Genomic DNA, 26,859 nt, shown 5'->3' on the forward strand with positions numbered 1-26,859 from the left:
TGTTCGAGTCCGCTCTGTTCAGGCGGGGACGCGGTCGCCGGCGAGGAAATCGTCGACGAAACCGGTCGCCCGCCTCTCCAGTTCCGCGTAGTGCGCGTCGCGCTCCGCGCCGACGAGGGCTTCGTCGAGCAGCAGGTTGCCGGCGTCGTCCAGTCGCTGACGCTTCTCCTCGGCACCGGTCAGCAGCCCCACCGACGAGCGGGCGAGCCCGCAGTAGTAGGCGATACCGTCGTTGAGTTGCGCGTCCAGTGATTCCTGCATGAGCTCGACGAGGGCGTCGTCATCCGCCGCCCCGGCCAGGCCCAGCCACAGCATCCGCTTACCCGCGAGCCGGGGTTTGCTGCGGCCGTAGGCGAATCCGTAGTTCCACACCCGATCGATCCAGCCCTTGAGGATCGCGGGAACCTGCATCCAGTAGACCGGGAACACCGCGACGATGACATCGGCGGCGAGGATGCGCCGCATATGGTCTTCGACCTCGGCGGAGTAGGCCTTCTCCCGGTTACCCCACTCCGGCAGATCGGCGGTGTTCATCCGCGGATCGAAATTCTCGGCGTGCAGATCGAGCAGGTCGATCCGATAGCCGGCCGCGGTGAGCCGGCGAGTGGCCAGTCCGGCGATATGGGCTGTCAGCGAATCGCGGCGCGGGTGGGCGACGACGACCAGGGCGGTGCCGGCAGCAGCGGCGTCGACGGTGTTGTGCGGCATGGGATCTCCATCTCGGTCCGGTTCCCCGGACGATCGGTTGTGCGGTGTCGGATCCCATTCCACCTTGGATGAGGTGGACGATCTATGGGTGGAAATCTAAATTGGATAGGAATTCGTCTACGCTGACGGGGTGGACCCCTTGAGTACACTGCTGGGCGGTATCCGAGCCGAGGGCGCGGTCCTCACCAATGCCGTCCTGGAGGCGCCGTGGACCATCCGCTTCGCCGATCACGCCCCCCTCACCATGGTGACCGTACTGCGTGGTGGGGGCACTCTGCTGCTACCCGATGGTGGCCGGCGCCGGATCACGGCCGGTGATACGGCGATAGTGCGCGGGCCGGAACCGTTCCGTCTCGTCGACAGTATCGATGCGGTGCGGCCACCCCACGAGGAATACGAGATCGCCTGTTTCGCACCGGATACGGCCTGCGATCCCGCGCTGAACAGCGGGCGCTGGGACAACGAGCCCGGTGCGGAAACCGCCCTCGTCGTCGGCGCCTACCGCGCCTCGGGCCGGCGGCACGAAAGGCTGCTGCGTGCGGTACCACCCGTGCTGGTGGTCTCGGAGGGCGGGGAGGTGTGTGCCTGGATGGAAACCGTTGCCGCGGATGCGGCCCGGCGCCCGGCCGGAGCGCAGGCGCTGATGGACCGGTTGCTCGATTGGGCCCTGGTGTGCACGCTGCGTGACTGGTTCGAAGGAGCGGAAGGCGAAGCGCCGGGATGGTATCGAGGGTCGGCCGACCCGGTGGTCGGACCGGCCTTGGCGGCGATGCACGGGCGACCCGCCGCGGGCTGGACGGTGGCGTCCCTGGCGGCCGAAGCCGGAGTCTCCCGTGCCTTGTTCGCGCGCCGTTTCACCGAGGTGATGGGGCAGCCGCCGCTGACGTATCTCACCGAATGCCGGATGGATGAGGCGGAAGAACTGCTGGCCGACCACGACCTCACCGTGGCGCAGGTGGCCCGGGCGGTCGGCTACGCGGACGCTTTCGGCTTCAGTGCGGCGTTCAAACGGCACCGGGGGGTACGGCCCAGCGATTTCCGCGCCACCGTCGGCGTCGGGGCCTGAAATCCGGAAGAGGCCCGGACCGGATACGGACCGGATACGGGTCGGGGCGGCGAGGGCATCCTCGCCGCCCCGGAAACAACCCGATACGTCCTCCGGCCTCGGGAACGAATACCGGAAGGCGCGGGATCAGGCCGACGCGGTGGCCAGGGCCACGGTGGACTCCACGGCCTGGCCCACACCGGCCACGATCGCCGCGGCGCGCAGCGCTTCGAAGATCACCTCGCGCGAGACGCCTTCCTCACGCAGGGTGTGCTCGTGCGCCTCCAGGCAGTGCTGGCAGCCGTTGATCGAGGACACCGCGAACGACCAGAGTTCGAAATCGGCCTTCTCGACTCCCGGGGAACCGATGATCTGCATACGCAGCCCGGCCCGCAGATCGTCGTACTTACCGTCCAGGAACGCCTTGCCCCGGTAGAACACATTGTTCATACCCATGATCGAGGCGGCGCCCAGCGCGGCGTTGTACGCCTCGGCGGACAATACGTCGGCGGCTTCCTCCGCGATCTCGCGCAGGGTGGCCGTGGACCGGGTCGCGGCGGCGGAGGCCAGCAGGGTTCCCCACAGCTGCTGCTCGTTCAGCACGGTGGTCCGCGCGATCGAGGACAGATTGAGCTTCAGGTCCTTGGCGTACTCGGGTAGCGAGTTCTTCAGATTATCGATACTCATATGTCACCTCGGGTTCAGACGCTCGCGGTCAGCAGTTCGCCGGCGTCGATGGTGGGATCGCCCTTCTTCCAGTTGCACGCGCACAGTTCGTCGGACTGCAGCGCGTCCAGTACGCGCAGCACCTCGTCGACATTGCGGCCGACCGAACCGGCGGTCACCGAGACGAACTGGATCTCGTTGTTCGGGTCGACGATGAAGGTGGCGCGGTCGGCGACACCGTCGGCGTTGAGAACGCCGGTGGCGGTGACCAGTTCGCGCTTGAGGTCCGACAGCATCGGGAAGGGCAGGGTCTTCAGATCCTCGTGCTGGGCCCGCCACTGGAAGTGGACGAACTCGTTGTCGACGGAGACGCCGAGAACCTGGGCGTCACGGTCGGCGAACTCGTCGTTCAGCTTGCCGAACGCGGCGATCTCGGTGGGGCAGACGAAGGTGAAGTCCTTCGGCCAGAAGAACACGATCCGCCATTTGCCCGCGTGGTCGGAGCTGGTGACCCGGGTGAAGTAGTCGTCGGGCTGCTGGGCGTTGACCTTCGACAGGTCACCGCCGATCACCGCGGTGAGGTCGTAGGCGGGGAACTGGTCGCCGATGGTCAACAGGGGCATTGTCGATCTCCTTGTCGTATCGCGGGACCGTCCGGATCGGACGGTGGTCTGGGGACTCACCCTCGATCTTGCCCAAAATTCAGAAAAAGGCAAAAGCGATAGGTGGTACTAGACTGATAGGTATGCCCGATCAGTCTTATCAGCCGACCCTGTCACAGCTGCGTGCCTTCGTCGCTGTCGCGGAATACCGGCACTTCGGAACTGCCGCGGCGCGACTGGATGTGAGCCAACCCACCCTCTCACAGGCCCTGGCCGCACTGGAAAACGGGCTCGGACTGCAGCTGATCGAACGCAGCACCCGGCGGGTCCTGGTCACCCCCGCCGGCACCCGGCTGCTACCGCAGGCGATGGCCACCCTCGAAGCGGCGGACCGCTTCGTGGCCGCGGCCACCGGTGACACCTTCGGCGGAGTGCTCCGGATCGGGATCATCCCGACCGTCGCCCCGTATATCCTTCCCGCGCTGCTGCCCACGCTGCGCCGCAAACTGCCTGCGCTCACCCCGCGTGTGGTCGAGGACAAAACCGCCCGCCTACTGGACGAATTGCGTGCCGGAACGCTCGATGTGGCGGTACTCGCGCTGCCCACCGACGCCGCGGGGGTGGTCGAGATCCCTCTCTACACGGAGGAGTTCGTAATGGTCGTGCCATCCGGTCACGAACTCGCGGGCCGCACCGATGTGCACCCCTCGGACCTGGACGCGCTGCCGATGCTGCTCCTGGACGAAGGGCACTGCCTCCGCGCCCAGACCCTGGAACTGTGCCGCTCCGCGGAGGTCCGGCCCGGCACGGCCGGTGATACCCGAGCGGCATCACTGTCCACGGTGGTGCAGTGCGTCGCCGGTGGACTCGGTATCACGCTGATCCCGGAGATGGCGGTGGCGGCCGAAACCGGCCGCGGTGCCCTGGAAACCGCGCGTTTCACCGCCCCGGCACCGGGACGGACCCTCGGCTTGGTGTTCCGCGGGTCCACCGCCCGCACCGACGACTACGCCTACCTCGCCGAGATCATCCGCACTCAGCGTCCGCTCTGAACGGGCCGGCCGAGCGGACGGGTGGCGCCGCCGGGAATCACGAGCCGCGAAGTGTTCGGGAGGTCGCGCGAACGCCGAACGTCACCGGCCGGTACCGGTGGCGCGCCGATCACGGTGCCGGTCGTCGAGGACCTTCCGGCGCAGGAAGTCCAGCTGGTCGGCGATGACCTCGGCGCGGTTGTCGGGGTAATAGATCTCGAAATGACTGAACGGGTAGGTGCGCACCTCGCTGTCGGGTGCCCGCCGAGCCAGTTCCCGAGCGTCTTCGGGTGGGGTTTCGCGGTCGTTTTCGGCGATGCAGACCAGCAGCGGCATTCGCAGCTGGGGGGCGTGATCGCCCGGTTTGTAGCGCGCCATCGCCAGCAGCGTGCGGGGTGCGATGCTGTTGCGCCAGGTGGGGCTGTCCATCGCCTCGATGACCCGGTGGGCCAGCGGCCCGGTCATCACGGCGAGTTCCCCGGGTTTGCCGACCGCCGCTATATAGCGGGGTGGCCTGCGGAACAGGCCGCGCAGCCAGTCGATGACGATCTCGCGCTGCAGGGCGCGGGTTTCGGCTTTCGACCTTCCCTCCGCCTGCTCGGGGAAACCGTTGAACGGTACCTGGGCGATGACGGCGGCGATCCGCGGGTCCCGGGCGGCGGCCGTGACCACATGCCCGCCGCCCAGCGAACTGCCCCACAGCACGATACGTGCCGCGTCGACATCCGGTTGCGTACGTGCGCAGGCGACCGCGGCGGCGATATCGGCGAGCTGCCCCTCGATATCGGCGACTTGCCGTGGCCGGCCACCGCTGGCGCCGAAGGACCGGTAGTCGAAGGTCATGGCGACGCAGCCGGCCTCGGCGAAGGCGGTGGCCGCCGCGATCACCGAGGGAGTGTCCTGAGTGCCGCTGAAGCCGGGGCACAAGATAACGCACGGCCGGCCGGGACCGGAGGAGTCGTCCCGGTAGAGGGTGGCCGCACAGTCGGTGCCGTGTGAATCGAAGGTTACGGTCGTGGTTTCCACAAGGGCTCCTGGGTAGCGGAGAAGTCGGTGTGCAGGATCTTTTCGAGAAGATCGATCAGGTTCGCGCGATGCTCACCCAGATCGAGGCCGGGCCGGCCGGCATAGTGCTCGTGCAGTTCGCGCAGCATGCCGAGCACCGCGACGGCGGTGAACTCCGCATCCCGTACCCGGAATTCGCTCGCGGTGGCGCCGGTGGCCAGCAGTTCGCACAGAACGGGCCGTAGCCGGTCGGCGACCTCGTCGACGACCCGGTGGTGGATATCGCGGAACCGCTCGCCGTGCAGGGCCGACATCAGGCCGGGGGCGGAATCGGCCCGGGCGAGTGCGTAGGTGTGGTCGATATAGGCCAGCAACCGGGTACGCGGCGCGACCGAGATATCACCGAGGATGTCCAGATAGCCGGCGCAGAGGCGGTCCGCCAGTGCCGAAACGACCTCGGCGAACACCTGTTCCTTCGAGGTGAAGTGATGGTAGAAGCAGCCCTTCGCGACGCCCAGTTCCCGGGTGATGGAGTCGATGGTGGTCCGCTCGTAACCGTGTGCGATGAAGGCGTGTAACGCCGCATCGACGATTTCGGCCTTCCTGACCTCGGGGTTCTTCACTTCACGCATGGGCACCTCCTGGGGAGAAAATTACCGACCGACGGTCGGTCGGTCAAGCGCGGTACTTCCTGGAACCGGGAAGAAGGCCGGGTATCAGGGCGAATTCGTGCTCGCGCCCTCCGCGGTGCGACGCGGGTGGTCGGCGGCGGAGACCGGTGCCGGGCCGGAATCGGCCGGGATATCGAGAAGGGCGAGGAAAGCGTCCGCCGCCGGGGTGCGGGTGGAATCGCTCCACACGATGTACTCGACCCGCGCCGGGGCATCGGAGACCTCGAGGGTCACCACGCCGGTGAGTTGCGGGACATAGGCGGCCGGGAGCATGGCCACTCCGAGGTCCTGCTCCACGAGCCGGGCTATGTAGTCGGCGGAGGTCACTTCGAAGGCGACGTCGCGGTTGAGACCGGCGGCGGCGAAGGCCTGGTTGGACTGGAGGCGCCCCGCGGTGCCGGCCGGGAGGTCGACGAAGGTTTCGGTGGAGAGGCGCAGCAGGTCCACCCCGGGTGCACCGGCGAGCGCGTGAACCGGAGCGACCACGGCGACGAGCCGGTCGCGGGCGAGTTCGTGGGCGGCGACTCCGCGGGGCCGGGACGTGGTCGGCAGGCCGAGGAAGGCGATATCGAGAGCTCCTTCCCGGACCTGTTCGGTGAGCTCGTCGCTCGCGCCTACCCGCAGTTCGATCCGCACATGCGGGTATCGCTTACGGAAATCGCGTAGGGCGCTGGGGATATCGACCGCGGTCACCGTGGGGATGAGACCCACGGCGAGCCGTCCGCGTACCTCGCCCACGGCCGCGGCGGCCGCCGCCGCGGCGCGTTCGGCGGCATCCAGGCATTGGCGGGCTGCCGGGAGAAAGGCCGCACCGGCGGGGGTGAGCCGCACCCGGCGGCTGGTGCGTTCGAACAGTTTCGCTCCGAGTTCCCGCTCCAGACGCGCGATCTGGTGACTGAGCGCGGATTGGACCACGAGGCAGCGCCGGGCGGCGCGAGTGAAATTGTTCGTCTCCGCCACGGCGATCACGTAGCGCAGTTGCTGAAGCTCCATGGATCAATCTTGAATGGCGATTGATGGAGTGACAAACATGTGTTGGACTCATTGATCGTTCGCGGTGAGACTTCCAAACGTGAAAAGTCCAGCCGTGCCACAGCTTTCCGGTGGTAGCGCTTTCCCGCGCGATCTGCCGCGCACCATCCTGACCGCATTCGCGCCCTTGGCCTGGGGCACCACCTATATCGTCACCACCGAACTGCTCCCGCCGGGGCATCCGCTCTTCGCGGGACTCCTGCGGGCACTGCCCGCGGGCCTGATCGCGGTGGCGATCACCCGTACGCTGCCGCGCGGTATGTGGTGGGGGAAGGCGGCGGTGCTCGGCGTACTGAACATCGGGCTGCTGTTCCCGCTGCTGTTCATCGCGGCCGAACGACTACCCGGTGGGGTCGCCGCCACCTTGGCGGCGGCGCAGCCGCTGGCCGTCGCGATCCTGGCCGTCGCGATCCTGGGGGAAAGCCCCTCCGGCCGGCGCTTCGGCTGGGGTGCGATCGGACTGCTGGGTGTCGGGCTCGTGGTGATCGGGCCGGCCGCCGCATTCGATGTCCTCGGGATCGCGGCGGGCCTGGGCGGCGCGGCGAGTATGGCGCTCGGGCTCACTCTCACCGCCCGCTGGGGCCGCCCGGCCGGGGTCGGTCCGGTAGCGTTCGCCGGCTGGCAGCTCGCCGCCGGCGGGATCTTCCTGGCGCCGCTCACTTTTCTCGTCGAAGGACCCCCGCCCCCGATCGGCCCGGCCGCGGCGCTCGGCTACCTCTGGCTCGGCCTCTGCGGTGGGCTGCTCGCCTATGTGCTGTGGTTCCGCGGCGTCACCACGCTACCGGTGAACTCCGTGGCGATCCTCGCGCTCCTCTCCCCACTGGTCGCCGCCGGTCTGGGAGCGGCACTGCTCGGCCAGACGCTCGGTCCGGTGCAGCTCGCCGGGTTCGGGCTCGCACTGGCCGCGATCGTGGCCGGACAGCTTCCCCGGCCCACCTCCGTTCCCACCCTCGCACCGAAAGGGGCCTTGTCATGAAGATCGCCGTCGTCGGCGCCGCCGGTATGGTCGGTTCCCGCGTGATCATCGAAGCCGCGAGCCGGGGCCACGACCTCCGCGCCGTGTTCCGAACCGTACGGCCGGCTCCGCTGCCGCCCGGAGCGATCGCCGTGCCGGGCGATGCGAACGATTCCGGTCGTATGCGCGAACTGTTCCACGGGATCGATGCGGTCGTGGCCGCGACCCGGCCGGTCCCCGGGCAGGAACACACCGTCACCGCGACCGCGACAGCGCTGCTCGACGCGGCCCGGGCGGCCCGGACGCGCATTCTGTTCGTGGGTGGCGCCGCACCCCTGACGCATCCGGCGGACGCCGGCCGGCTCGTGCTCGACAGTCCCGAGTACGTGCCGGAAACGGTGCGCGCCGTGGCCGCGGCCAGCCTCGCGCAGTTCGAGACCTGCCGGGCGCATGCCGCCGATTGGGTGTATCTGAGTCCGCCGGCCCTCCTCGAACCGGGCCACCGCACCGGGGAATACCGGCGCGGCACCACCGCCCTGCTGACGGGCGCGGACGGGTCGTCCCGTATCTCCGCGGAGGACCTCGCGGTAGCGGTTGTCGACGAACTCGAGAACCCGGGTGGATCCCGGCATTTCACCGTCGGCTACTAGAAGTCCGAGAGAAGGATCCGGAACGGATTCCGGCGGTGCCCGGCGGGACGGAGGCGCTTCCGTGCGTCGAAGCGCGCACCCTCCGATCCGCTACCGTGGAAATTCGCCCTGCTCTGCGCACGGCTCCACCGGCGGTGAGGCCTTCGCCGGCCGGGCCCGGGTCTGGTAGACAACTGCGGGTGGGTACGGATATCCGGATGGTCGAGGTTCCGGACGGGCAGGTGGAGCTGGCGGATCGGCGGACGCAGCGGCGGTGGACCGTCGAGGTGGCGAGGTTCCGCTTGGCGGTCTTTCCGGTGACGCGCGGGCAGTACGAGCGGGTCACGGCACCGGAAACCGAGACGGTGCGGGGGGAGTGTTTCCCCGTGGACAGTGTGTCGTGGTGGGATGCGGTGCGATTCTGCAACGCCCTGTCCGAACGCGAGGGTCTGGACGCGGCGTACCGCCTGGACGGCACCGAGGTGGAAGCCGTCGCGGCGGCGCGGGGGTACCGGTTACCGACCGAAGCCGAATGGGAATACGCCTGCCGGGCCGGCACCGGGGGGCCGCGCTATGGACCGCTCGACGATATCGGCTGGTATCGGGGTAATTCCGGTGACCGGCGGCATGCGGTGGGCGGTAAACGCCCGAACGGCTGGGGGTTGTACGACATGCTCGGCAATGTCTGGGAATGGTGCTGGGACCGCTACGATCCCGAGGTCTACGGTGAGTACCGGGTGCTGCGCGGCGGGGGCTGGTTCGACGAGCACTGGAGTTGCCGGGCGTCGGTGCGCCGGCGCAGCCATCCGACGCTGCGGCTCGACGATGTGGGGATGCGGGTCGCCCGGTCGGTGTAGCGGGTGATCGGCTCCGGTGCCGCACCGGCGGTATCCGCACTGCCGGTCGACGGCGCGGAAAGCGTTACCTTCACGGCGATTCGGGGTTCGTGTCCGGGTGCGGTGCCACCGATTGCGAGCGGGCCTGCCCGGTCTCGGCCGGGAGCGCGGCCGCGATACCGTCGAGTACCCGCTCCAACCCGTAACGGAACTGTTCCTCGGGAGGGAGGTGCGGGACCCGGGCCTCCAGGATCGTCCGGTTGAACATCGGATAGCGGCCGGATTCGACGATCCGGGCGACGTAGGGGCCGACATAGCCGCTCATCCATTGCGCGGTATCCATACCGGTGCGCCGGGCCTGGTCCAGCCAGCCGATCTCGCGGTGTACGGCGCTGTAGGCGTAGTCGTCGAGCATTCCGACCAGCCCGGAGATCTCATCGATGTCGAGTCCGTAACCGTCGAGCGCGGAGAGGGCGAATTCCAGGAGCCGCAGGGAGTTCGGGCCCAGGGTGGGGCGGCGGTTGGCCAGCGAGATCTGCCAGGGGTGACGCAGTCCCACTTCGCGGATCTGTCCGGCGACCAGGGAAAGATCCCGGCGCCATTCGCCGGTGGGATGGGCGGGTAGGTCGATTTCGCCGACGACGGCGTCGATCATCAGATCGATGAGGTCGTCGCGGGAGGAGACGTACCGGTACAGCGACATCGCCCCGGTTCCGAGTTCGGTGGCGATCCGGCGCATGGTCACGGTCTCGAGGCCTCCGCTGTCGGCGAGTTCGACCGCGGCCCGCGTGATGGCGGCGCGGTCGAAGCCGGGGCGGCGTCCCGGCCCGGAACGTTCCGGTGTTTCCGGGCGCATCCAGATGGTCGTGTTCTGCTGTGGCAGCGGCATGAGCCCTCCTTCCTGCGTACAGCGTACTTGAATCCATGGGTATTTCGCGTACGATGTACTCGAAATACGAGGAAGGAATGGAACATGAGTGAGCGGCCCACCCTCGGCGATCCGCGTCGCGAGGTCACGGCGAAGGAAGTGGCAATCGAATTCGCCCGGCAGCTGGAGATTTCCGGCGAAGCGAGCGACGCCGACGGGTATGATGCCGCGTTCGCGACGGATATCCTGTGGGGCAGCCCCTACGGAGCGAGCGTGACCGGATATGCCGAGTTGAACGCGCTGCACCACCGCCTGATGGCCGCGCGTGTGGCCCCGCCGTCGCGGTTCGAGGTCGTCACCGCGCTCTCACCCGCGCCCGGTGTGGTGGTGACGCAGATCCGCAGGCAGGCCATCGATACCGAAGCGTTCTCGGAAATGGCCATGTATGTGCTGGTCGAGCGGAACGGCCGATGGTGGCTGGCGGCCGCGCAGAACACTCCGGTCGGAACGTCGCCGCTGCAGCGCGAAGCGGCGGTGAGCGAAGGGTGAATCGCGCCGATACGAGACCACGGCCCATGAGCGGTCGTGGTCTCCCGCGGCCCCGCCCCACCTTCTGTGATCGAAAGGAATTCGCACCGTGTCGTTGACCGGAGAATACGAGCGCAGCACCTCGGACTGGGCTGCCGACCAGGCCGAACGGATCATGAAATCCGGTGGGCGGCAGGGAACCACCATCGTGGGTAAACCGGTGGTCCTGCTGACCACTGTCGGTAACAGAACCGGCAAACTCCGGAAGACGCCGTTGATGCGGGTCGAGCACGAGGGGGAATACGCCGTGGTCGCCTCGTTGGCCGGGGCGCCCGAGAATCCGGCCTGGTACCACAATATCGTCGCCCACCCGGAGGTCGAGTTGCGGGACGGAACCTTCACCGGCGACTTCCTGGCCCGTGAGGTTTTCGACGAGGAGCGGGCGCTGTGGTGGGACCGCGCTGTCGCCGCGTTCCCGCAATACGCCGACTACCAGCGCAAAACGACGCGGCGGATCCCGGTCCTCGTCCTGTCGCCGCGGTAGATCCGGTGCGCCGGATGCTCCTCGGCGTCCCGTTCCGGCCGAGTGGTTCGACGCGGCGCGGGGAAACGTTCGTTGTCCCGGAGCGGTTTTCTCGAAGTTTGCCACTATCGCGACAAAGACATATGGACGCCTATACAGTGGGCATCGACAAGCCGTCCGGCCCGCCTGTGCTCCGCGGATCGGAGGACGGCTCATGCCTGTGGAGATAGACGTCCATGCTCGAATGCCTCCGGGAACGACCCGACAACGGGGATGAGGAGACCGGTCCTGCGATGACACGGTCCGCTTCCACCCGTACTCCGAACTCGCACGTGGTGTCGTGCGCAGCGGACGGGCCGGCGTCGAAGAGGCCGAGCGGACCCCACTCGTACGGCTGCGCACCGCGCGGCCGGACGGCCCGTACCGGAGAAAACCGAGGATTGCCGATGAGTAAGTCAGGACTGTCCGCCGCACGAGAACTCGCTGCGCATTACGCCGAGGTGGTGACCAGCCTGAGCGCTGACGAGTGGGCGGCCCCGAGCCGGTGTGCCGGATGGTCGGTGAAGGATCTGGTGGCCCACACCGGATCCAATTTCGCGGCTCTCGTCGAGCCGCCGCCGGCCGATCCCGCCACACCGGCCCCGGAGACCGCGGAACAACTCCAGGAACTGCTGGTCGCGCGACGGCGGGATTGGTCCGCGGCGCAGGTGGCCGAGGAGTTTCTGCAGAGCGTGGAGGGTGCGATGGGTGCGTTGGCGGCCATGCAGGAGGGCGTGGCGGCCACGGCACCGATGACGTTGACCGACCTCGGCACCTACGAGGCCCATCAGCTCGCCGATGCGTTCGCCTTCGACCTCTGGTGCCATATGTATGTCGATCTCCTGGCGCCGGAGGGGCCGGTGGATCGGCCGGTGGGGCCGCATGAGCATCGGTTGGTACGCGCGGCTGTCGATTGGATGTGGGCGGGGTTGCCGCAGATGTGCCCCAAAGTCGCTTCCGCGCTCACCCATCCGCTCGGTATCCGGCTGACCGGCCCCGGCGAAGGTGAATGGACGTTGGTATCGGCCGAAGGCCGGAGCGCGGTGATCGCCGGAATCGATTCCGTCGATACCGTCGTCGTGTCCCCGGCCACCGATTTCGTCCTGTGGGGGACCGGACGTAGCTCCTGGCCCCAACATGTCGAGATTTCCGGAGACGACTCCTACGCGGCCACCGTTCTCGACCTCATCGATATCGTCTGATCCGGTTGTGTGATCGGTAGAGCCGACCGGCTTCACCGATCGCACCCGGCCCCGGATGAGGCGGCCGTGGTCGGCCCCGGGACCCGCCGTCGGCGGAAACGCCCACGTCACCGCCTTCGAATCGGGTGATGGGGGCGTTACCGTGTATGCCGGCGCACACCCAGCCGCCCGCTGCGAAGACCGGAACAAGGAGGCCGATGTCGGGATACGTGTTCGATACCAAGCACGACCGCTACCCCCTGGCGGCACACGTATTTCTCGTCGAGCACAGCCGCATCCTCCTGATGCGACGCGCCGGTCGCGGTTACGCCGACGGACAGCTCGGGTTGCCCGCCTGCCACATCGAGCGCGGCCGGGCTCTCACCGTGTCGGCTGTCCGTGAGCTCGCCGACCAACTCGGGATCATCCTCGACGCGGCTGAGCTGTGCCCGAGCGGCACGATGTTCCGGTGGTCCCGCGAACCCCGGGTCGACATCTTCTTCACCGCGGAATCCTGGGACGGCACCCCGGAGATCCGGGAACCGCGCAAATGCAGCGAACTCGTCTGGGCCGACCCGGAAGATCTGCCCCGGGATACGCTCGATTTCGTAGCCACCGCGTGGGCCGATACGAAAGAAGGACGAATGCTGCGGGAATTCGGTTTCGCACCGGCCGCGCTGTGAACTGCGGCGATATCGAGTCCGACTCGTCGGCGGGGGAGCTGTGTATTGGCCTCGTCGGCGGAAGCGATGATGTGCTGAGGCGGTGAAATTCTCCGCCATCGTCGAGATCGTCTCCTTCGACCGCCGCCGACTCGCCGCCGCCGTACTGGCGGTTTCCGCGCTCTCCGTTGCCACAGCGTGCGATGCCCCCACCGAGACCACGGCCGTGACAACCCCGGCCGGTACCACTTCCGAAGCCGCCACGGCGCAGCCGTTCGCCGATCTGGAAGTACAACACGGGGCGCGGCTGGGCGTCTTCGCGGTCGACACCGCCAGCGGCCGTAGCGTTTCCTACCGCGACGGGGAGCGATTCCCCATGGCTTCCACATTCAAGGGTCTCGCCTGCGGTGCGCTGCTGCGCCGGCACCCACTGTCGACCGGGTTCTTCGACCGGGTGATCCACTATTCGCGCGCCGATCTCGTCGAGTACTCGCCGGTGACCGAAAAGCATGTCGATACCGGGATGACGGTCGCCGCCCTCTGCGAGGCCGCCATCACGGTGTCCGACAACACCGCCGGCAATCAGCTTCTGAAACTTCTCGGCGGCCCCGCGGGTTTCACCGCGTTCCTGCGCACCCTCGGTGACGACACCTCCCGGCTGGACCGCTGGGAAACCGAGCTGAACACCGCGATCCCCGGCGACGAGCGCGATACCACCACACCCGCGGCGCTGGCGGCCGACTACCGCGCACTCGTGGTCGGCGATGCGCTTGCCGAACCCGAACGCGCGCAACTGAGCTCGTGGCTTGTTGCCGTCGCCACCGGCGCCGATCGTATCCGGGCCGGGCTGCCCGCCGACTGGACCGTGGGCCACAAGACCGGGACACCCGCCTACGGTTGCGCCCTCGACGTCGCCGTCGCCTGGCCGCCGGGTCGGGCCCCGCTCGTCATCGCGGTGCTCACCGCCCGATCCGAGCAGGATGCCGAACCGGACAACGCCCTGGTCGCCGCCGCCGCGCGCACGGCCGTCGAAGCACTCGAACTCCGTTGACGCCCGCCACCCGCGTATCGGTGCGGTAGTACCGGCCGGGCGTGATCGCGACCGGAGACGTATCGGCCCGGATTCTCCCGTATCGCCCGGTCTCCCCGGGCGGTACGGGCGAGGGGCTCAGACGCGGTTGCCGAACCGTTCCAGGACGGCGCTGGCCTCCTGGGAGGCGGTACCCTCGTCGGCGAGATGCGCCATGGCTTCCGGGACGGTACGGCCGTGATGCGCCATGGCCTGGGCGTAGAGGCGACCGGCCCGATAGGAGGAACGGACCAGCGGGCCCGCCATCACACCGGCGAAACCGATCTCTTCGGCGGCCTTCGAATGCTCCACGAACTCCTCGGGTTTCACCCAGCGGTCCACCGGATGATGCCGCGGCGACGGACGCAGATACTGGGTGATGGTGAGGATATCGCAGCCCGCCTCGTGCAGATCGCGCATCGCCTGCGTGACCTCCTCGGGGGTCTCGCCCATACCCAGGATCAGATTGGACTTGGTGACCAGGCCGTCGGCGCGAGCCGCGGTGAGCACCTCGAGAGACCGCTCGTAGCGGAAGGCCGGGCGGATCCGCTTGAACACCCGGGGCACCGTCTCCAGGTTGTGCGCCAGCACCTCCGGCCGGGAGGAGAAGACCTCGGCGAGCTGATCCGGTTTCGCGTTGAAATCCGGGATGAGTAGTTCGACACCGGTGTTCGGGTTGAGTTTCTTGATGGCGCGCACGGTTTCGGCGTACAGCCAGGCGCCGCCGTCGGCCAGATCGTCGCGGGCCACACCGGTGATGGTGGAGTAGCGCAATCCCATCGCCTGCACGCTCTCGGCGACCCGGCGCGGTTCGTCCCGGTCCAGCGGGGACGGTTTACCGGTATCGATCTGGCAGAAATCGCACCGCCGGGTGCACTGTTCGCCGCCGATGAGGAAGGTGGCCTCGCGATCCTCCCAGCATTCGAAGATATTGGGACAACCCGCCTCCTCGCAGACGGTGTGCAGACCCTCCCGCTTCACCAGGCCCTTGAGCTCGGTGTACTCGGGACCCATGGTGGCGCGGGTGCGGATCCAGCCGGGTTTGCGTTCGATCGGGGTCTCGGCGTTACGGGCCTCGATCCGCAGGAGTTTACGGCCGGCGGGAGCTTGGGCGGAGGTCATACGAGGGGACCTTTCGGTTCGCGTGCCGCGGTGGCGGCGGCGTGGTCCGCGACGCCCGGGGTGCCGGCGTGCGGAATATCGTGCTCGGTGACCGGGAGTTCACCGTCGAGTGCGGCGAGGATGTGCTTCGCGATCGACGGCCGGACCTCGGCGACAGTCACCACGCGGCCGAGTTCCCGGCTCAAGCTGGTGGAGCCGACATCTCGGATACCGCAGGGGATGATGGCGCCGAAAGCGCCGAGATCGGGGTCGCAGTTCAGCGAGATCCCGTGCAGGGTGACCCCGCGCTGCACCCGGATCCCGATCGAGGCGATCTTGCGTTCCGGCAGTGAACCCGACGCGGCCAGCCATACCCCGGACCGGCCGGGCACCCGCCCGCATTCGACCCCGAGATCGGTGACCGTGTGGATGATGGCCTGTTCGAGACGCCGGACGTAATCGACCACATCGATCGGTTCGGCGAGCCGGATGATGGGATAACCCACCAGCTGACCGGGTCCGTGCCAGGTGATCTTTCCGCCGCGGTCCACGTCGATGACCGGGCTGCCGTCGGTCGGCCGGTCGGCCTCCTCGGTGCGGCGGCCGGCGGTATAGACGGAAGGGTGTTCCAGCAGCAGCAGGGTATCGGCGCCCGCGCCCTCGGCGCGCCGGGCGGCCAGATCGCGTTGGAGGTCCCACGCCTGCTGGTAATCGATGAGGCCCAGATCGCGCACGTCGACGGGGGTGCTGTCGTAACGAGCCGACCGGGTTGCGGTGCGGGTGTTGTTCACCATCACGACGTTACGCTCATTCCCAGTGTGAGCTGCATCAGCGTCAGATCCATCCAGCGGCCGAATTTGCGGCCCACCTCCGGCAGTATCCCGACGGTGCGGAAACCGAACCGTTCGTGCAGGGCGATGGAGGCGGTATTGCTGGATTCGATCACCGCGATCAGAGCGTGGATATCGCCGGCCCGTTCGGCGCGGGCGATCAGTTCGCCCAGCAGCGCGGCGCCGATACCGCGGCGCTGGAAGCGATCGGCGATATAGATGGAGTTCTCGGCGGTGTGCCGGTAGCCGGATTTGGGCCGCCACGGACCGTAACTCGCGTAGCCGGCGAGTTCGCCGTCGACCTCGGCCACCAGTACGGGGCGGTGGTGTTCGGTGCGATTGCGGAACCAGGCGATGCGCTCGTCGAGCCCGACCGGTTCGTCGTCCCAGATGGCGGTGGTCTCGGCGATGGCCCGGTTGTGGATCTCCAGGATCGCGGGGAGATCGCCGGTTCGCGCGTCCCGGACCACGGCGGCGCTGATACCGGTCATCGGTTCACCGCGGCGGCGAGCGCCGCGCCCACGGTCGGATGCCGGAACTCGTATCCGGTCTCCTCCAGGACACCGGGCAGGGCGCGGGGGCCGTGCAGGATCGCCTCCTCGGCGAATTCGCCGACCGCGACGCGCAGGGCGATACGCGGAACCAGCAGGGGGGTGGGCCGGTGCAGGGCCTTACCCAGCGCACGGGTGAACGCGGCGTTGGTCACCGGGGCGGGGCCCACGGCATTGAGCGGGCCCCGCACCGCGGTGACGGTGAGCGCGTGCCGGATCGCGCCGATCACATCGTCGAGCGAGATCCACGGCTGATACTGGCGGCCGTTGCCGAGCCGGCCACCGAGACCCAGCAGGAACAGCGGTTTCAGCTGGGGCAGCATTCCCCCGCTGCCGGCCAGCACCACACCGCTGCGCAGCAGTACGGTGCGGGTGCCGGCCGCGACGGCGGGCCCCGTCGCGGCCTCCCAATCCCGGCACAGGGTCGGCAGGAAACCGGTACCCGGGGGGCCGGTCTCGTCGACCGCCCGGTCGCCGGTATCGCCGTAGTAGTGGATTCCGCTGGCATTGACCAGCGTGGGCACCCCGGCCCGGGCCACGGCGGTGGCCAGCACATCGGTGGGGGTGAGCCGGCTGTCACGGAGTTCCTGCTTGTACGCGCCGGTCCAGCGTTTGTCGCCGATCCCGGCCCCGCACAGATTCACCACGGCGTCCACGCCGTCGAGGATCGCGGGGTCGAGTTCGGCGCGCGCGGGGTCCCAGCGGCGTTCGTCGGGCGCGGCGGCCGGCCGCCGGACGAGACGGATCACCTGCTCGCCGTCCCGGCGCAGCGCCGCGACGAGAGCAGTACCGATCAATCCGGACGAACCGGCCACCACCACCGACATCGTCGCGACCCCTTACAGGCCCAGGTCGGCCTCGAACGCCGCCTCTTCGAGACGGTGCCGGATGGTCGTCAGGAACCGTCCCGCGTCCGCGCCGTCGATGAGGCGGTGATCGTAGGTGAGCGGCAGGTAGCACATCGAGCGCACGCCGATGGATTCGCTACCGGTCTCGTCGGTGACCACGGTCGGACGCTTGACGATGGCACCGGTCCCGAGCATCGCCGCCTGCGGCGGCACCAGGATCGGGGTGTCGAAGAGCGCGCCCTGGCTACCGATATTGGTGATGGTGAAGGTGCCACCGGCCAGCTCGTCCGGCTTCAGGCCACCGGTGCGGGCCCGGTGGGCGATATCGGCGATGGCGCGGGCCAGCCCGGCCAGCGACAGATCGCTGGCATTGTGGATCACCGGCGACAGCAGGCCCTGTTCGGTGTCCACGGCGATACCGAGATGCACCGAGGCGTGGTAGGTGATCTCCTTGCTGTTCGCGTCGTAGCTGGCGTTGACGTTCGGGTGCACCCCGAGCGCCTCCACCACGGCCTTGGCGAAGAACGGCAGGAAGGTCAGGTTCACACCCTCGCGCTTGGCGAAATCGGCCTTGGCCTGTTTGCGCAGCGCGGCGATCCGGGTGACATCGGCCTCGTGCACCTGGGTGAGCTGCGCGGTGGTCTGCAGCGACTCCAGGGTCTTGGTGGCGGTGATCTGCCGGATCCGGTTGGCCTTCTGCGTGGTGCCGCGCAGCGCGGCCAGGGCCGGGCTGGGGGCCGGCGCGGACGGGGCCTTGGCCGCGGGTGCGGTCGGCGCGGCGGCCGCCGGGGCCGCGGCGGCGGGTGCCTTCTTGGCTTCGGCGGCAGCCAGGACATCCTGCTTACGGATGCGGCCACCCACGCCCGACCCGGTGACGGTGGACAGATCCACGCCGTTCTCCTCGGCCAGTTTGCGCACCAGCGGAGTGACGTACGGAGTGGCGCCGTTGGCGGAGGGCTGCGCGGGAGCCGGGGCCTGGGCGGGCGCGGGAGCCGGCGCGGGCTTCGGAGCCGGAGCCGGTTCGGGCGCCGGCGCGGCGGCCGCGGGTTCCGGCTTCGGAGCCGGCGCGGGAGCCGGTTCGGGGGCAGGGGCGGGAGCCGGTTCGGGGGCGGGTGCCTGGGCGGCGGGAGCACCGGAACCGATCACACCGAGCTGACCGCCGACCTCCACCACATCGTCTTCCTGCGCGGTGATCTCCAGCAGGGTGCCGGCCACCGGGGAGGGGATCTCGGTGTCGACCTTGTCGGTGGAGACCTCGAGCAGCGGCTCGTCGACCGCGACCTCGTCGCCGATCGCCTTCAGCCACCGGGTGACGGTGCCCTCGGTCACGGATTCGCCCAGTTCCGGCATCTTCACCGGGGTGCCGGAGGCCGGGGACGCGGCGCCGGACGAAGCGGCCGGGGCGGGCTCGGGCTCCGGAGCGGGCTGCTCCTCCTCGGCGGGGGCGGCCGTGGGCTCGGTGGCGGCCGGCTGCTGCTCCGGTTCGGAAGCGGGGGCCTCACCGGCGTCACCGATGACGCCCAGTTCGCCACCCACCTCGACGATATCGTCTTCCTGCGCGACGATCTTCGTCAACACACCCGCCGCGGGGGACGGGATCTCGGTGTCGACCTTGTCGGTGGAGACCTCGAGCAGCGGCTCGTCGACCTCGACCGTGTCTCCTTCCTGCTTCAGCCACCGTGTCACCGTTCCCTCGGTGACGCTCTCACCAAGAGCGGGCATCTGGACGGAGAAGGCCATGTCCGTTGACTCCTCTAACTGCTCGACGGGTCTACAACAGTTCGTTCCGGTGGATCCCGTCGCGGGTCGCGAGGGTGTTCCAGCCGGCGTTCATTCTGCGCGGCGCCGGAGATCTGTGTGGTTGTTGTTCCGGCCACCATCCTTGCATTCTCCGTCGCGCGCGTTCACCGGAGGGCTTCCCATTCCGGCGGCGGGCACTATGGAATCACCGCCGGATGCGGCGGTATTCGAACGGCGAGCAGGAGGTCGGCGGCGGTGGGTTTGCTGGATCGTTTCCGTCGCGGCACGGCCGCGCGCAGGAGCATTACGCGCACCGGCGCTGCCGAGGCCCGCTATCCGGCCGAATGGGTGCGCGCCCGTACCGGCGTCGAAGGTTTCGTCGAACCGCAGACCATTGTGACCGATGTCACTATGGTGCTGGTGGCGGCGGACGGTGAGTGGACCCGGCGTGTCGTGGGCGAACGCGGCGCCCGCCGACTCGGCCGGGAGCCGCGGATCCCCGTGTACGACGTGAGCCGGACGGGATATCCCCAGCGGATGCGTGATGACGACGCGCGCCGGCGGATCGAACGCGGACGGGACCTGGAACGAGAGCTCGGCGAACAGCGATCCCGGTCCCGCCGGGATGCGATCGCCCGCATCGGACGACCGCACCCCGGCCGGGCGGATCCGCCGCCGTGCCGGATCCTGCGATCGCGCTACTCCGCGGCGATGTCCTCCAGCACCGCGATGAGCGTGCGGACCGGCACCCCGGTGCCGCCCTTACCGATGTAGCCGAACGGTCCGCCGGTGTTGTAGGCCGGCCCGGCGATATCGATATGCGCCCACTGCACACCCTCCGGCACGAACTCCTTCAAATATGTTCCGGCCACCAGCATGCCGCCCCAGCGGTGGGAGGTGGCGTTGACCATATCGGCGACCTTGGAGTCGAGATCGGCACGTAGTTCCGCGGGCAGCGGCATGGGCCAGCCGTGCTCGCCGACCTCCCGCGAGATCCGGGCGACCCGGTCGCGGAATTCGTCGGTGCCCATCACTCCCGGGGTGCGGGTACCGAGGGCGACCATCTGCGCCCCGGTGAGGGTGGCGACATCGATCAGGTAATCCGGCTCGTCCTCCCCGGCGCGGACCATGGCGTCGGCCAGGATGAGCCGGCCCTCGGCATCGGTATTGGTGACCTCGATGGTGGTACCGCCGTACTGGGTGAGTACATCACCCGGCCGCTGCGCGGTGGCCGAGGGCATGTTCTCGGCCATCGGCACCGTCGCGGTGACCGTGATCCCCAGGCTCAGCCGGGCGGCGAGCAGGGTCGTGGCCACGACGGCCGCGGCTCCGGCCATATCCGAGGTCATGTTCTCCATGTTCGCGGCCGGTTTGATGGAGATACCGCCGGTGTCGAAGGTGATGCCCTTACCGACCAGCGCGACCTTCTTCTCACCGCCCCGGTAGGTGAGCCGGACCAGCCGCGGCGGCCGCGACGAACCCTTGCCGACGCCCAGTACACCGCCGTAACCTCCGGCTTCCAGGGCTTTTTCGTCGAGCACCTCGACCTCGAGCCCCGCGCCTTCGGCCAGCACCTGCGCGCGCCGGGCGAATTCGGCGGGGTAGAGGTGGCTCGGCGGGGTGTTCACGAAATCACGGGCGGTGGCCACGGCTTCGGCGGTCAGCTGGGCGTGTAGCAGCGCGTCGCCGCCGAAATCCGGTTCCGGGACCAGGAGTTCGACCCGGGCCAGCGGGCCGGCATCGGGTTTCGGCGCGGATTTCGCCGAACGGAACGGCGTGAACGTGTAGGCGCCGAGGTAGAAACCCTCCGCGGCGGCACCGATATCCAGGCCGGACAGTGTGGTGGCGGCGCGTTCCACCCCGGTGAGCGCGCGGGCGGCGGCACCAGCGCTGCGGCGGATCTGCTCGGCGTCCACGTCCGCGGCAGTGCCGAGCCCGACGGCGAGCACGCTGGCGACCTCGTCCAGGCCGGCCGGCGCCGGAATGCGCACCAGCTGTTCCGCCTTGCCTGTGGCGCCCACCGCGGTCAGCTGTTCGAGCAACCGGGCGCGCGGCTCGGCGCCGAGCACATCGCCGAAGAGATCCTCGGGAAGGAGAACGGGCCCCTCGTCGGTGGTGGCCAGGCCGACGACGAGTACATCGGTATCGGGCTCGATGGTCAGGGTACGTGCCAATTCCGGTCCGAGAGGACGATCTGCGACTGCGGTCATGTGCCCAGGCTATTCGGTACCGGTGGCATACCGGAGGGCGACGCCTTCCAGCAGCATGTCCACCGCGTCGCCGAGCAGGACCGCGAAATCGAGTTCGGGCGGGGCCACCCGTGGGTCGAACAGGCGGTGCAGGGTGGGATAGGTGGCGGGATCGAGGAGTTCGGGTAGTTCGGCCGGGGCGCCCGCGGTGAACTCCGCGGCGCCGATCCGGTCCAGCCGCTCGGAGGTCCACAGCAGCGCCAGGCCCTGCACCAGGGCCGAATAACCCAGATAGGCCGATATCAGCTCCGCGCGCGACAGGTTCAGTTCGGTGAGGGCGGCGAGGGGGCGTTCCACGGTGTCGAAAAGGCCCGGACCGAGGGGCGGCCGGATCCGCGCCAGCACCGGCAGCAGCCACGGATGCCGCCGGTAGAGCTGCCATTCCTGTTCCGCTTCGTACCGCATCCGGGCTCGCCAGCCGGGCAGGTCCGGCGGTGGGGGCGGGGTTTCGGCCAATACCAGCTCGGTCATCGCGGCGAGGAGTTCCTCGCGGTCGCCGAAATACCGGTAGAGGGCCGCGGTGGCCACGCCGAGTTCCCCGGCCAGCCGGCGCATGGTGAGTGCCTCCAGTCCGCCGTTATCGGCGAGCGCGATCGCGGCGCGGGTGATCGCCACCGCGGAGAGCCGGTGCGGGCGCGGGCGGCCCGGACCGGCCGGTGCCCGCCGCCGGGCCCGGTAGGCGCGGGCCTGGCAGGACCGCGAACAGTAACGCCGGCGGCGGCCGCGGGCCGGTTGACAGAGTTCTTCACGGCATACCGCACACGCTGTCACGGGCCATATTTCATCACACGAAATACCGTGACGAAATAGTGGTGATCGAGTGGTTACAGGCCTAAGTTCGCGAACAATAACGTCATTCACAGGAGGCAGCGGAGATGGGTACGGAACCGACTGTGCGGCGGGCCGGTCCGGCGGATCGGGAGCCACTGATCGAAGCTCTGCGGGCGGCGACCCCCGATGAAGCGGTCACCGAATGGATCATGCGCGGATACCCGGCGGATCAGTTCCTCGATATCTGGGTTCCCGAGATCGCCGACCGCGCCCTGCGCCACGACGAGATCTGGGTGGCCGGAGCGGGCAGCGAGATCTGGGCGGTCTCGGTGTGGCAGCACCTGACCTCACCCGAGCGGCTGTTCGCCGAGGCGGCGACCGCCCGGGAACACGCCGAACGCGCCCCCACGGTGCGCCCACTACAACGCTCGGCGTACGTGACCGAGCTGCTGACCCGCGTACACCCCCGGACGTTCCCGCACAGTTACCTCGAGCTGATCGTCACCGTGCCGGAATATCGCGGGCGCGGCGCCGGCGCGGCCGTACTCACCGCCCGGACCCGGGAGCTGGCGGCCGCCGGGATCCCGGCGTTCCTGGAGGCGAGCACCGCACGGTCGGCGCGGCTCTACACCCGGCAGGGATTCGTCCGCACCGGGGAAACCCACACCCTGCCGGAGGACGGCCCGACGCTCGTGCCCATGTGGTTCGCGGCCCGGTCCGCCGAGGGCCCGCGCGACGACGATCGGTCCCCGGACGCCCGCCCGGCGCGGGACGGAACCGGCTCCGGGAACACGGCGATAAGCTCGCCGGGTGAGTGACGCCGAGCTGCAGCAGGGCCCTGTCCACACCGCGCACGTCGAACTCGGTGCGAAATTCGCGCCGTTCGGCGGCTGGGAGATGCCGGTTTCCTACACCGGCACGGTCGCCGAGCACACCGCGGTCCGGGAAACGGTGGGCCTGTTCGACGTGAGCCATCTCGGGAAGGCCACGGTGCGCGGCGCCGGGGCGGCGGAATTCGTGAACTCCGCGCTGACCAACGATCTCGGGCGGATCGGTCCGGGCAAGGCGCAGTACACCCTGTGCTGCACCGCCGACGGCGGGGTGATCGACGACCTCATCGCCTACTTCGTGCGCGACGACGAGATCTTCCTGGTGCCCAACGCGGCCAATACCGCCGCCGTGGTCTCGGCCCTGGCGGCGGCCGCGCCCCCGGCGATCACGGTCACCGGCGAACACCGCGAATACGGGGTGTTCGCCGTACAGGGGCCGCGCTCGGCGCAGGTGCTCGCCGGCCTGGGTCTTCCGGCGGATCTGTCGTATATGGCGTTCGTGGACACCGAATGGGCCGGACAACCCGTGCGGGTGTGCCGGACCGGCTACACCGGCGAACACGGTTACGAACTGCTGCCCCGGTGGGCCGGGGCCGAACCGCTGTTCCGGGCACTGGTCGAGCAGGTCCGGTCGGCGGGTGGCGCGCTCGCCGGGCTCGGGGCGCGCGATACCTTGCGGACCGAGATGGGATACCCGCTGCACGGGCACGAGCTGTCCCGCGAGATCACCCCGGTGCAGGCGCGGGTCTCCTGGGCCGTGGGCTGGGCCAAGGACGGTTTCTGGGGGAAGGCGGCGCTGGAGGCGGAACGGTCGGCCGGGGCACGGCGGACCCTGCTCGGCCTCGAGGCGCTGGAACGCGGTATTCCCCGCGAGGGTCAGCTCGTCCGGCACGACGGCCGGCAGGTCGGCGTGACCACCTCCGGTACGTTCTCGCCCACCCGGCAGCTCGGAATCGCGCTGGCGCTCCTGGACCCGGCGCTGTCCCCGGGCGCCGAAGTGGAGGTGGACGTGCGGGGTCGTCCGCTGCGCTGCCGGGTGGTGCGGCCGCCGTTCGTGCCCGCGCGTACCAGCTGATTCGCCCCCGGTGTGCCGGGCCGGAGACAGGTGCCGCACCGGACCACCGCGGCTGCGACGCGGACCCAGGACATAGACTGCTGGTCATGACCGCTGCTGCACAGTTCGCCCGTATCCCTCATCCTGCGCCCACCCCGGCGCAGCGGGTACAGGAGATCCTGGCGGCGCCCGGGTTCGGCCGCTTCTTCACCGACCATATGGTCACCATCGACTACACCGAGGCGGACGGTTGGACCAACGCGGCCGTCGCACCGTACGGTTCGCTCACGCTGGACCCGGCGACCATGGTGTTCCACTACGGTCAGGCCATCTTCGAAGGGCTCAAGGCCTACCGGCAGCCCGACGGGCGGGTCGCGTGTTTCCGGATCGACGCGAACGCCGCCCGCTTCCGCAGGTCCGCGCGGCGGTTGGCCATGGCCGAACTGCCCGAGGAACTGTTCATCGAATCGGTGCGTCAACTACTCGATGTCGACGCGGCCTGGGTCCCCGCGGCCGGTGGGGAGGAATCGCTGTACCTGCGGCCGTTCATGTTCGCCACCGAAGCCGGGCTGGGTGTGAAGCCCGCGTCCGCGTACAAGTACCTGCTGCTGGCCTCCCCGGCCGGGGCCTACTTCCCTCGCGGCGTGAAACCGGTGCGGGTGTGGTTGTCCACCGAGTACGTGCGCGCGGCGCCCGGTGGCACCGGAGAGGCCAAGGTCGCCGGTAACTACGCGGCCTCGCTGCTGGCGCAGGCGGAGGCCACCGCCAAGGGGTGCGATCAGGTGGTGTGGCTGGACGCGTGCGAACGCCGGTACGTGGAGGAGATGGGCACCAACAACCTGTTCTTCGTCTACGGCTCGGGTGCGGACGCCCGGCTGGTGACCCCGGAACTGTCCGGGTCGCTGCTGCCCGGTATCACCCGGGATTCGCTGCTGACCCTGGCCACTGATTCCGGCTACCCGGTGACCGAACGCAAGATCTCGGTCGAGGAATGGCGGGCCGGCGCGGAATCCGGCGAGATCACCGAGGTTTTCGCCTGCGGTACCGCTGCCGTGATCACCCCGGTCGGCTCGGTATCCGGTCCGGACGGGGAATTCGTGATCGGTGGTGGCGAACCGGGTGAGGTCACCATGGCCCTGCGGGACACCCTCACCGGTATCCAGCGCGGTACCTTCGCCGATGTCCACCAGTGGATGCAGGTGCTCTGACCGGCCGTCGATGACCGGGGTACCGAGCGGGGTGGCTCGGTACCCGGGCCGGAATCAGCCCGGCATCAGGGCGTGCCATTCGGCCAGTGACCGCGGGCGCAGCACGTAGTTGGTATCGCGAATGGTGTCCAGGGGGGCGTGTGGGTCGGCGGAATACCAGTGTCCGGGGTAGACCTCCGGATTGATCGGCATATCCGCCAGCGAGCGCAGGCTCCGGAACATGGCCTCGGAATCGCCGCCCGGGAAATCGGTGCGGCCGCAGCCGTCGATGAACAGGGTGTCGCCGGCGATGAGCTTGCCCTCGACGAGGAAGCACTGGCTGCCGGGGGTGTGCCCCGGGGTATGCAGGAATTCGATATCGAAGGCGCCGACGCTCAGCTTGTCGCCGTGCGAATGGCCGGTGAGCTCGCCGGGGGCGATACCGGTGACATTGGCGACCCAGGATTTCTCCTCGTCGTTGACGTGCACGGGGACGGTGGTCTGCTCGAGCAGCTCCTTGACGCCGCGCAGGGTGAAACCGAGCATGGTGCCGCCGATATGGTCGGGATGATGGTGGGTGACCAGTACCCCGGACAGTTTCAGGCCGTCGTTCTCGGCGACGGCGGCCAGATCACCGGCCGCGTAGGCGGGGTCCACGACAACGCATTCACCGGTGTCCCGGTCGCCGATCAGATAGGCGAAATTGCGCATCTGCGTGGCGATCGGATCGCCCACGGCGAAATCCCGGCCGGCCAGCAGTTGACGGAAGTAGAGACGCTCGGCTGACATACTCCCACCTTATGGGGAGCACCGGCGCGGTGTGGCGGTGCGTTCGCAATAGTGAGGCCGGGCCGCCGCGAATCGGCCTTCCCGTGGTGGCTCAGACAGACCCGGCGGCGGCCGCGAAACCCAGCCCGGCCAGCGCCGTGGTGATTTCCACGGCCGCGCCGAGCAGATCACCGGAGAGTCCACCCGTGCGCCGGCGGGCGTGGTCGGCCACCCGGACGGCGGCCGACAGCGCGAGGACGGTGACGAGCGGCCCGGCCCAGCCGAGTGCCGGTACCGCGAACACGGCCGCCGCGATCCCCGCCAGCGCCCACCCGCCGACCGCCGCGCGTGACTGGGTGCCGGCGACCAGGAGCCCGAACCGGGTACCGGGCGCCGCCTCGCTACCGCGCCGGCAGGCGGCCACCACCGCGACCCGGCCCAGCGCCACCGCCAGGACCACCGCGAAGAAATGGCCGGAGCCGGCCAGTGTGGTGAACGCGGTGGCCTGGATCGCGATCGCCGAGACGATCGCCGCCACCCCGAACGGTCCGGCGCCACCGCCCTTCATGACCTCCCGCGCCCGTTCGGGAGGACCGTAGACACCGAGCCCGTCGAACGTGTCGGCCAGCCCGTCCAGATGCATACCCCGAGTGAGCAGCGCCAGCACCGCGACCGCGGCGAAACCGGCCGCGGCACCGGCGGGTTGCGCCACCCACAGCACCGCCGCCGCGGCAAGCCCGAGCGCCGTACCGGCGACCGGCGCGAACGTTATCGCGCGAGCCGCGGCCCGCCGGTCGATCTCGTCCGGCCCCCGCACCGGCAGCACGGTGAGCCAGGAGAACGTGAGACGTAGCGTCAGCACGACAGCCGGCCCGTGGCA

Annotated in this window: 29 protein-coding genes and 1 pseudogene; 14 read left to right on the top strand and 16 right to left on the bottom strand. The window is 69.2% G+C overall.

Annotation, left to right across the window (positions count from 1 at the left end; genetic code table 11):
• Window positions 1–18: 18 nt before the first annotated feature.
• Window positions 19–708: an NAD(P)H oxidoreductase gene (locus tag ACYR7D_RS14995; RefSeq protein ID WP_459545198.1), complete on the bottom strand. Its 690-nt coding sequence runs from the start codon at window positions 706–708 to the stop codon at window positions 19–21.
• Window positions 709–838: 130 nt separating this feature from the next.
• Between ACYR7D_RS14995 and ACYR7D_RS15000 the strand changes: the two genes are divergently transcribed.
• The gene (locus tag ACYR7D_RS15000) at window positions 839–1,774 is read left to right on the top strand and encodes an AraC family transcriptional regulator (protein WP_459545199.1); all 936 of its coding nucleotides are present in this window, start codon (window positions 839–841) and stop codon (window positions 1,772–1,774) included.
• A gap of 126 nt (window positions 1,775–1,900) precedes the next feature.
• On the opposite strand, the gene ACYR7D_RS15005 is transcribed toward ACYR7D_RS15000, so the two are convergent.
• Window positions 1,901–2,440 (bottom strand): carboxymuconolactone decarboxylase family protein, encoded by a 540-nt coding sequence (locus tag ACYR7D_RS15005; RefSeq protein ID WP_459545200.1) that lies wholly within the window; start codon window positions 2,438–2,440, stop codon window positions 1,901–1,903.
• Between the two features lie 14 nt (window positions 2,441–2,454).
• Window positions 2,455–3,042, bottom strand: coding sequence for a peroxiredoxin (locus tag ACYR7D_RS15010; protein ID WP_459545201.1), 588 nt, complete (start codon window positions 3,040–3,042; stop codon window positions 2,455–2,457).
• A 122-nt stretch (window positions 3,043–3,164) separates the two neighbouring features.
• Between ACYR7D_RS15010 and ACYR7D_RS15015 the strand changes: the two genes are divergently transcribed.
• Entirely contained in the window at window positions 3,165–4,073 is a 909-nt protein-coding gene (locus ACYR7D_RS15015; protein WP_459545202.1) for a hydrogen peroxide-inducible genes activator, read from the top strand.
• A gap of 81 nt (window positions 4,074–4,154) precedes the next feature.
• Here the strand turns inward: ACYR7D_RS15015 and ACYR7D_RS15020 are convergent, their stop codons facing one another.
• The 3 genes from ACYR7D_RS15020 to ACYR7D_RS15030 all read right to left on the bottom strand — a co-directional run bounded on the left by ACYR7D_RS15020 (window position 4,155) and on the right by ACYR7D_RS15030 (window position 6,721).
• The gene (locus ACYR7D_RS15020) at window positions 4,155–5,078 is read right to left on the bottom strand and encodes an alpha/beta hydrolase (protein WP_459545203.1); all 924 of its coding nucleotides are present in this window, start codon (window positions 5,076–5,078) and stop codon (window positions 4,155–4,157) included.
• A complete protein-coding gene (locus ACYR7D_RS15025; protein WP_459545204.1) occupies window positions 5,060–5,689 on the bottom strand; it encodes a TetR/AcrR family transcriptional regulator in 630 nt (209 codons plus the stop codon). The genes ACYR7D_RS15020 and ACYR7D_RS15025 overlap by 19 nt, the downstream gene beginning before the upstream one ends.
• Window positions 5,690–5,773: 84 nt before the next feature.
• Window positions 5,774–6,721 carry a LysR family transcriptional regulator gene (locus ACYR7D_RS15030; protein ID WP_459545205.1) on the bottom strand — a complete coding sequence of 316 codons (948 nt, stop codon included), beginning with the start codon at window positions 6,719–6,721 and terminating at the stop codon, window positions 5,774–5,776.
• 79 nt (window positions 6,722–6,800) lie between these two features.
• On the opposite strand from ACYR7D_RS15030, the gene ACYR7D_RS15035 reads away from it, so the two are divergent.
• The 3 genes from ACYR7D_RS15035 (at window position 6,801) to ACYR7D_RS15045 (ending at window position 9,201) form a co-directional block, all read left to right on the top strand.
• Complete coding sequence (locus ACYR7D_RS15035) at window positions 6,801–7,736, top strand: EamA family transporter (protein ID WP_459545206.1); 936 nt, start codon at window positions 6,801–6,803, stop codon at window positions 7,734–7,736.
• Window positions 7,733–8,365 carry an NAD(P)-dependent oxidoreductase gene (locus tag ACYR7D_RS15040; RefSeq protein ID WP_459545207.1) on the top strand — a complete coding sequence of 211 codons (633 nt, stop codon included), beginning with the start codon at window positions 7,733–7,735 and terminating at the stop codon, window positions 8,363–8,365. The genes ACYR7D_RS15035 and ACYR7D_RS15040 overlap by 4 nt, the downstream gene beginning before the upstream one ends.
• Window positions 8,366–8,562: 197 nt before the next feature.
• Entirely contained in the window at window positions 8,563–9,201 is a 639-nt protein-coding gene (locus tag ACYR7D_RS15045) for a formylglycine-generating enzyme family protein (protein WP_459545208.1), read from the top strand.
• 70 nt (window positions 9,202–9,271) lie between these two features.
• Here ACYR7D_RS15045 and ACYR7D_RS15050 read toward each other — a convergent pair whose 3' ends face one another.
• Window positions 9,272–10,069 carry a TetR/AcrR family transcriptional regulator gene (locus ACYR7D_RS15050; protein WP_459545209.1) on the bottom strand — a complete coding sequence of 266 codons (798 nt, stop codon included), beginning with the start codon at window positions 10,067–10,069 and terminating at the stop codon, window positions 9,272–9,274.
• A gap of 84 nt (window positions 10,070–10,153) precedes the next feature.
• On the opposite strand from ACYR7D_RS15050, the gene ACYR7D_RS15055 reads away from it, so the two are divergent.
• The 5 genes from ACYR7D_RS15055 (at window position 10,154) to bla (ending at window position 14,032) form a co-directional block, all read left to right on the top strand.
• Window positions 10,154–10,597: a DUF4440 domain-containing protein gene (locus tag ACYR7D_RS15055; protein WP_459545210.1), complete on the top strand. Its 444-nt coding sequence runs from the start codon at window positions 10,154–10,156 to the stop codon at window positions 10,595–10,597.
• An 88-nt stretch (window positions 10,598–10,685) separates the two neighbouring features.
• Window positions 10,686–11,120 carry a nitroreductase family deazaflavin-dependent oxidoreductase gene (locus ACYR7D_RS15060; protein ID WP_459545211.1) on the top strand — a complete coding sequence of 145 codons (435 nt, stop codon included), beginning with the start codon at window positions 10,686–10,688 and terminating at the stop codon, window positions 11,118–11,120.
• 425 nt (window positions 11,121–11,545) lie between these two features.
• Window positions 11,546–12,340 (top strand): maleylpyruvate isomerase family mycothiol-dependent enzyme, encoded by a 795-nt coding sequence (locus ACYR7D_RS15065; protein WP_459545212.1) that lies wholly within the window; start codon window positions 11,546–11,548, stop codon window positions 12,338–12,340.
• Window positions 12,341–12,537: 197 nt separating this feature from the next.
• The gene (locus tag ACYR7D_RS15070; protein WP_459545213.1) at window positions 12,538–13,002 is read left to right on the top strand and encodes an NUDIX domain-containing protein; all 465 of its coding nucleotides are present in this window, start codon (window positions 12,538–12,540) and stop codon (window positions 13,000–13,002) included.
• A gap of 106 nt (window positions 13,003–13,108) precedes the next feature.
• A complete protein-coding gene (gene bla, locus ACYR7D_RS15075) occupies window positions 13,109–14,032 on the top strand; it encodes a class A beta-lactamase (RefSeq protein ID WP_459550163.1) in 924 nt (307 codons plus the stop codon).
• Window positions 14,033–14,149: 117 nt separating this feature from the next.
• Here bla and lipA read toward each other — a convergent pair whose 3' ends face one another.
• From lipA to sucB, 5 genes are read right to left on the bottom strand one after another with little or no spacing between them, the layout of a single operon-like run.
• A complete protein-coding gene (lipA, locus tag ACYR7D_RS15080) occupies window positions 14,150–15,172 on the bottom strand; it encodes a lipoyl synthase (protein WP_459545214.1) in 1,023 nt (340 codons plus the stop codon).
• A complete protein-coding gene (lipB, locus tag ACYR7D_RS15085; RefSeq protein ID WP_459550164.1) occupies window positions 15,169–15,945 on the bottom strand; it encodes a lipoyl(octanoyl) transferase LipB in 777 nt (258 codons plus the stop codon). The genes lipA and lipB overlap by 4 nt, the downstream gene beginning before the upstream one ends.
• Complete coding sequence (locus tag ACYR7D_RS15090) at window positions 15,945–16,472, bottom strand: N-acetyltransferase family protein (protein ID WP_459545215.1); 528 nt, start codon at window positions 16,470–16,472, stop codon at window positions 15,945–15,947. The genes lipB and ACYR7D_RS15090 overlap by 1 nt, the downstream gene beginning before the upstream one ends.
• Entirely contained in the window at window positions 16,469–17,359 is an 891-nt protein-coding gene (locus ACYR7D_RS15095; RefSeq protein ID WP_459545216.1) for a TIGR01777 family oxidoreductase, read from the bottom strand. The genes ACYR7D_RS15090 and ACYR7D_RS15095 overlap by 4 nt, the downstream gene beginning before the upstream one ends.
• A 12-nt stretch (window positions 17,360–17,371) precedes the next feature.
• Window positions 17,372–19,120 (bottom strand): 2-oxoglutarate dehydrogenase, E2 component, dihydrolipoamide succinyltransferase, encoded by a 1,749-nt coding sequence (gene sucB, locus ACYR7D_RS15100; RefSeq protein WP_459545217.1) that lies wholly within the window; start codon window positions 19,118–19,120, stop codon window positions 17,372–17,374.
• 303 nt (window positions 19,121–19,423) lie between these two features.
• On the opposite strand from sucB, the pseudogene ACYR7D_RS15105 reads away from it, so the two are divergent.
• Window positions 19,424–19,717, top strand: a pseudogene (locus ACYR7D_RS15105) (oxidoreductase); the annotation flags it as partial.
• Window positions 19,718–19,818: 101 nt separating this feature from the next.
• Here ACYR7D_RS15105 and ACYR7D_RS15110 read toward each other — a convergent pair.
• Both ACYR7D_RS15110 and ACYR7D_RS15115 read right to left on the bottom strand, forming a co-directional pair.
• On the bottom strand, window positions 19,819–21,330 hold the full coding sequence (locus ACYR7D_RS15110) for a leucyl aminopeptidase (RefSeq protein WP_459545218.1): 1,512 nt from the start codon (window positions 21,328–21,330) through the stop codon (window positions 19,819–19,821).
• 9 nt (window positions 21,331–21,339) lie between these two features.
• Entirely contained in the window at window positions 21,340–21,984 is a 645-nt protein-coding gene (locus ACYR7D_RS15115; RefSeq protein WP_459545219.1) for a TetR/AcrR family transcriptional regulator, read from the bottom strand.
• A 260-nt stretch (window positions 21,985–22,244) separates the two neighbouring features.
• Here ACYR7D_RS15115 and ACYR7D_RS15120 point away from each other — a divergent pair, with 260 nt between their 5' ends.
• The 3 genes from ACYR7D_RS15120 (at window position 22,245) to ACYR7D_RS15130 (ending at window position 25,232) form a co-directional block, all read left to right on the top strand.
• On the top strand, window positions 22,245–22,958 hold the full coding sequence (locus ACYR7D_RS15120; RefSeq protein ID WP_459545220.1) for a GNAT family N-acetyltransferase: 714 nt from the start codon (window positions 22,245–22,247) through the stop codon (window positions 22,956–22,958).
• Complete coding sequence (gene gcvT / locus ACYR7D_RS15125; protein WP_459545221.1) at window positions 22,951–24,045, top strand: glycine cleavage system aminomethyltransferase GcvT; 1,095 nt, start codon at window positions 22,951–22,953, stop codon at window positions 24,043–24,045. Before ACYR7D_RS15120 ends, gcvT begins: the two co-directional genes overlap by 8 nt.
• 86 nt (window positions 24,046–24,131) lie before the next feature.
• On the top strand, window positions 24,132–25,232 hold the full coding sequence (locus ACYR7D_RS15130) for a branched-chain amino acid aminotransferase (protein WP_459545222.1): 1,101 nt from the start codon (window positions 24,132–24,134) through the stop codon (window positions 25,230–25,232).
• Between the two features lie 54 nt (window positions 25,233–25,286).
• On the opposite strand, the gene ACYR7D_RS15135 is transcribed toward ACYR7D_RS15130, so the two are convergent.
• Both ACYR7D_RS15135 and ACYR7D_RS15140 read right to left on the bottom strand, forming a co-directional pair.
• A complete protein-coding gene (locus tag ACYR7D_RS15135; RefSeq protein WP_459545223.1) occupies window positions 25,287–26,000 on the bottom strand; it encodes an MBL fold metallo-hydrolase in 714 nt (237 codons plus the stop codon).
• Window positions 26,001–26,091: 91 nt separating this feature from the next.
• The gene (locus tag ACYR7D_RS15140; RefSeq protein ID WP_459545224.1) at window positions 26,092–26,841 is read right to left on the bottom strand and encodes an adenosylcobinamide-GDP ribazoletransferase; all 750 of its coding nucleotides are present in this window, start codon (window positions 26,839–26,841) and stop codon (window positions 26,092–26,094) included.
• Window positions 26,842–26,859 lie beyond the last annotated feature (18 nt).

Source organism: Nocardia sp. X0981 (assembly GCF_977089955.1).

Coding starts and splice junctions, on each gene's coding strand:
- ACYR7D_RS15010 (WP_459545201.1), bottom strand. CDS start 3,042: ATGCCCCTGTTGACCATCGGCGACCAGTTCCCCGCCTACGACCTCACC.
- ACYR7D_RS15030 (WP_459545205.1), bottom strand. CDS start 6,721: ATGGAGCTTCAGCAACTGCGCTACGTGATCGCCGTGGCGGAGACGAAC.
- lipA (WP_459545214.1), bottom strand. CDS start 15,172: ATGACCTCCGCCCAAGCTCCCGCCGGCCGTAAACTCCTGCGGATCGAG.
- ACYR7D_RS14995 (WP_459545198.1), bottom strand. CDS start 708: ATGCCGCACAACACCGTCGACGCCGCTGCTGCCGGCACCGCCCTGGTC.
- ACYR7D_RS15040 (WP_459545207.1), top strand. CDS start 7,733: ATGAAGATCGCCGTCGTCGGCGCCGCCGGTATGGTCGGTTCCCGCGTG.
- sucB (WP_459545217.1), bottom strand. CDS start 19,120: ATGGCCTTCTCCGTCCAGATGCCCGCTCTTGGTGAGAGCGTCACCGAG.
- ACYR7D_RS15070 (WP_459545213.1), top strand. CDS start 12,538: ATGTCGGGATACGTGTTCGATACCAAGCACGACCGCTACCCCCTGGCG.
- ACYR7D_RS15025 (WP_459545204.1), bottom strand. CDS start 5,689: ATGCGTGAAGTGAAGAACCCCGAGGTCAGGAAGGCCGAAATCGTCGAT.
- ACYR7D_RS15005 (WP_459545200.1), bottom strand. CDS start 2,440: ATGAGTATCGATAATCTGAAGAACTCGCTACCCGAGTACGCCAAGGAC.
- ACYR7D_RS15055 (WP_459545210.1), top strand. CDS start 10,154: ATGAGTGAGCGGCCCACCCTCGGCGATCCGCGTCGCGAGGTCACGGCG.
- ACYR7D_RS15095 (WP_459545216.1), bottom strand. CDS start 17,359: ATGTCGGTGGTGGTGGCCGGTTCGTCCGGATTGATCGGTACTGCTCTC.
- ACYR7D_RS15110 (WP_459545218.1), bottom strand. CDS start 21,330: ATGACCGCAGTCGCAGATCGTCCTCTCGGACCGGAATTGGCACGTACC.
- ACYR7D_RS15045 (WP_459545208.1), top strand. CDS start 8,563: ATGGTCGAGGTTCCGGACGGGCAGGTGGAGCTGGCGGATCGGCGGACG.
- ACYR7D_RS15135 (WP_459545223.1), bottom strand. CDS start 26,000: ATGTCAGCCGAGCGTCTCTACTTCCGTCAACTGCTGGCCGGCCGGGAT.
- ACYR7D_RS15015 (WP_459545202.1), top strand. CDS start 3,165: ATGCCCGATCAGTCTTATCAGCCGACCCTGTCACAGCTGCGTGCCTTC.
- ACYR7D_RS15130 (WP_459545222.1), top strand. CDS start 24,132: ATGACCGCTGCTGCACAGTTCGCCCGTATCCCTCATCCTGCGCCCACC.
- ACYR7D_RS15090 (WP_459545215.1), bottom strand. CDS start 16,472: ATGACCGGTATCAGCGCCGCCGTGGTCCGGGACGCGCGAACCGGCGAT.
- lipB (WP_459550164.1), bottom strand. CDS start 15,945: ATGGTGAACAACACCCGCACCGCAACCCGGTCGGCTCGTTACGACAGC.
- ACYR7D_RS15050 (WP_459545209.1), bottom strand. CDS start 10,069: ATGCCGCTGCCACAGCAGAACACGACCATCTGGATGCGCCCGGAAACA.
- ACYR7D_RS15065 (WP_459545212.1), top strand. CDS start 11,546: ATGAGTAAGTCAGGACTGTCCGCCGCACGAGAACTCGCTGCGCATTAC.
- ACYR7D_RS15120 (WP_459545220.1), top strand. CDS start 22,245: ATGGGTACGGAACCGACTGTGCGGCGGGCCGGTCCGGCGGATCGGGAG.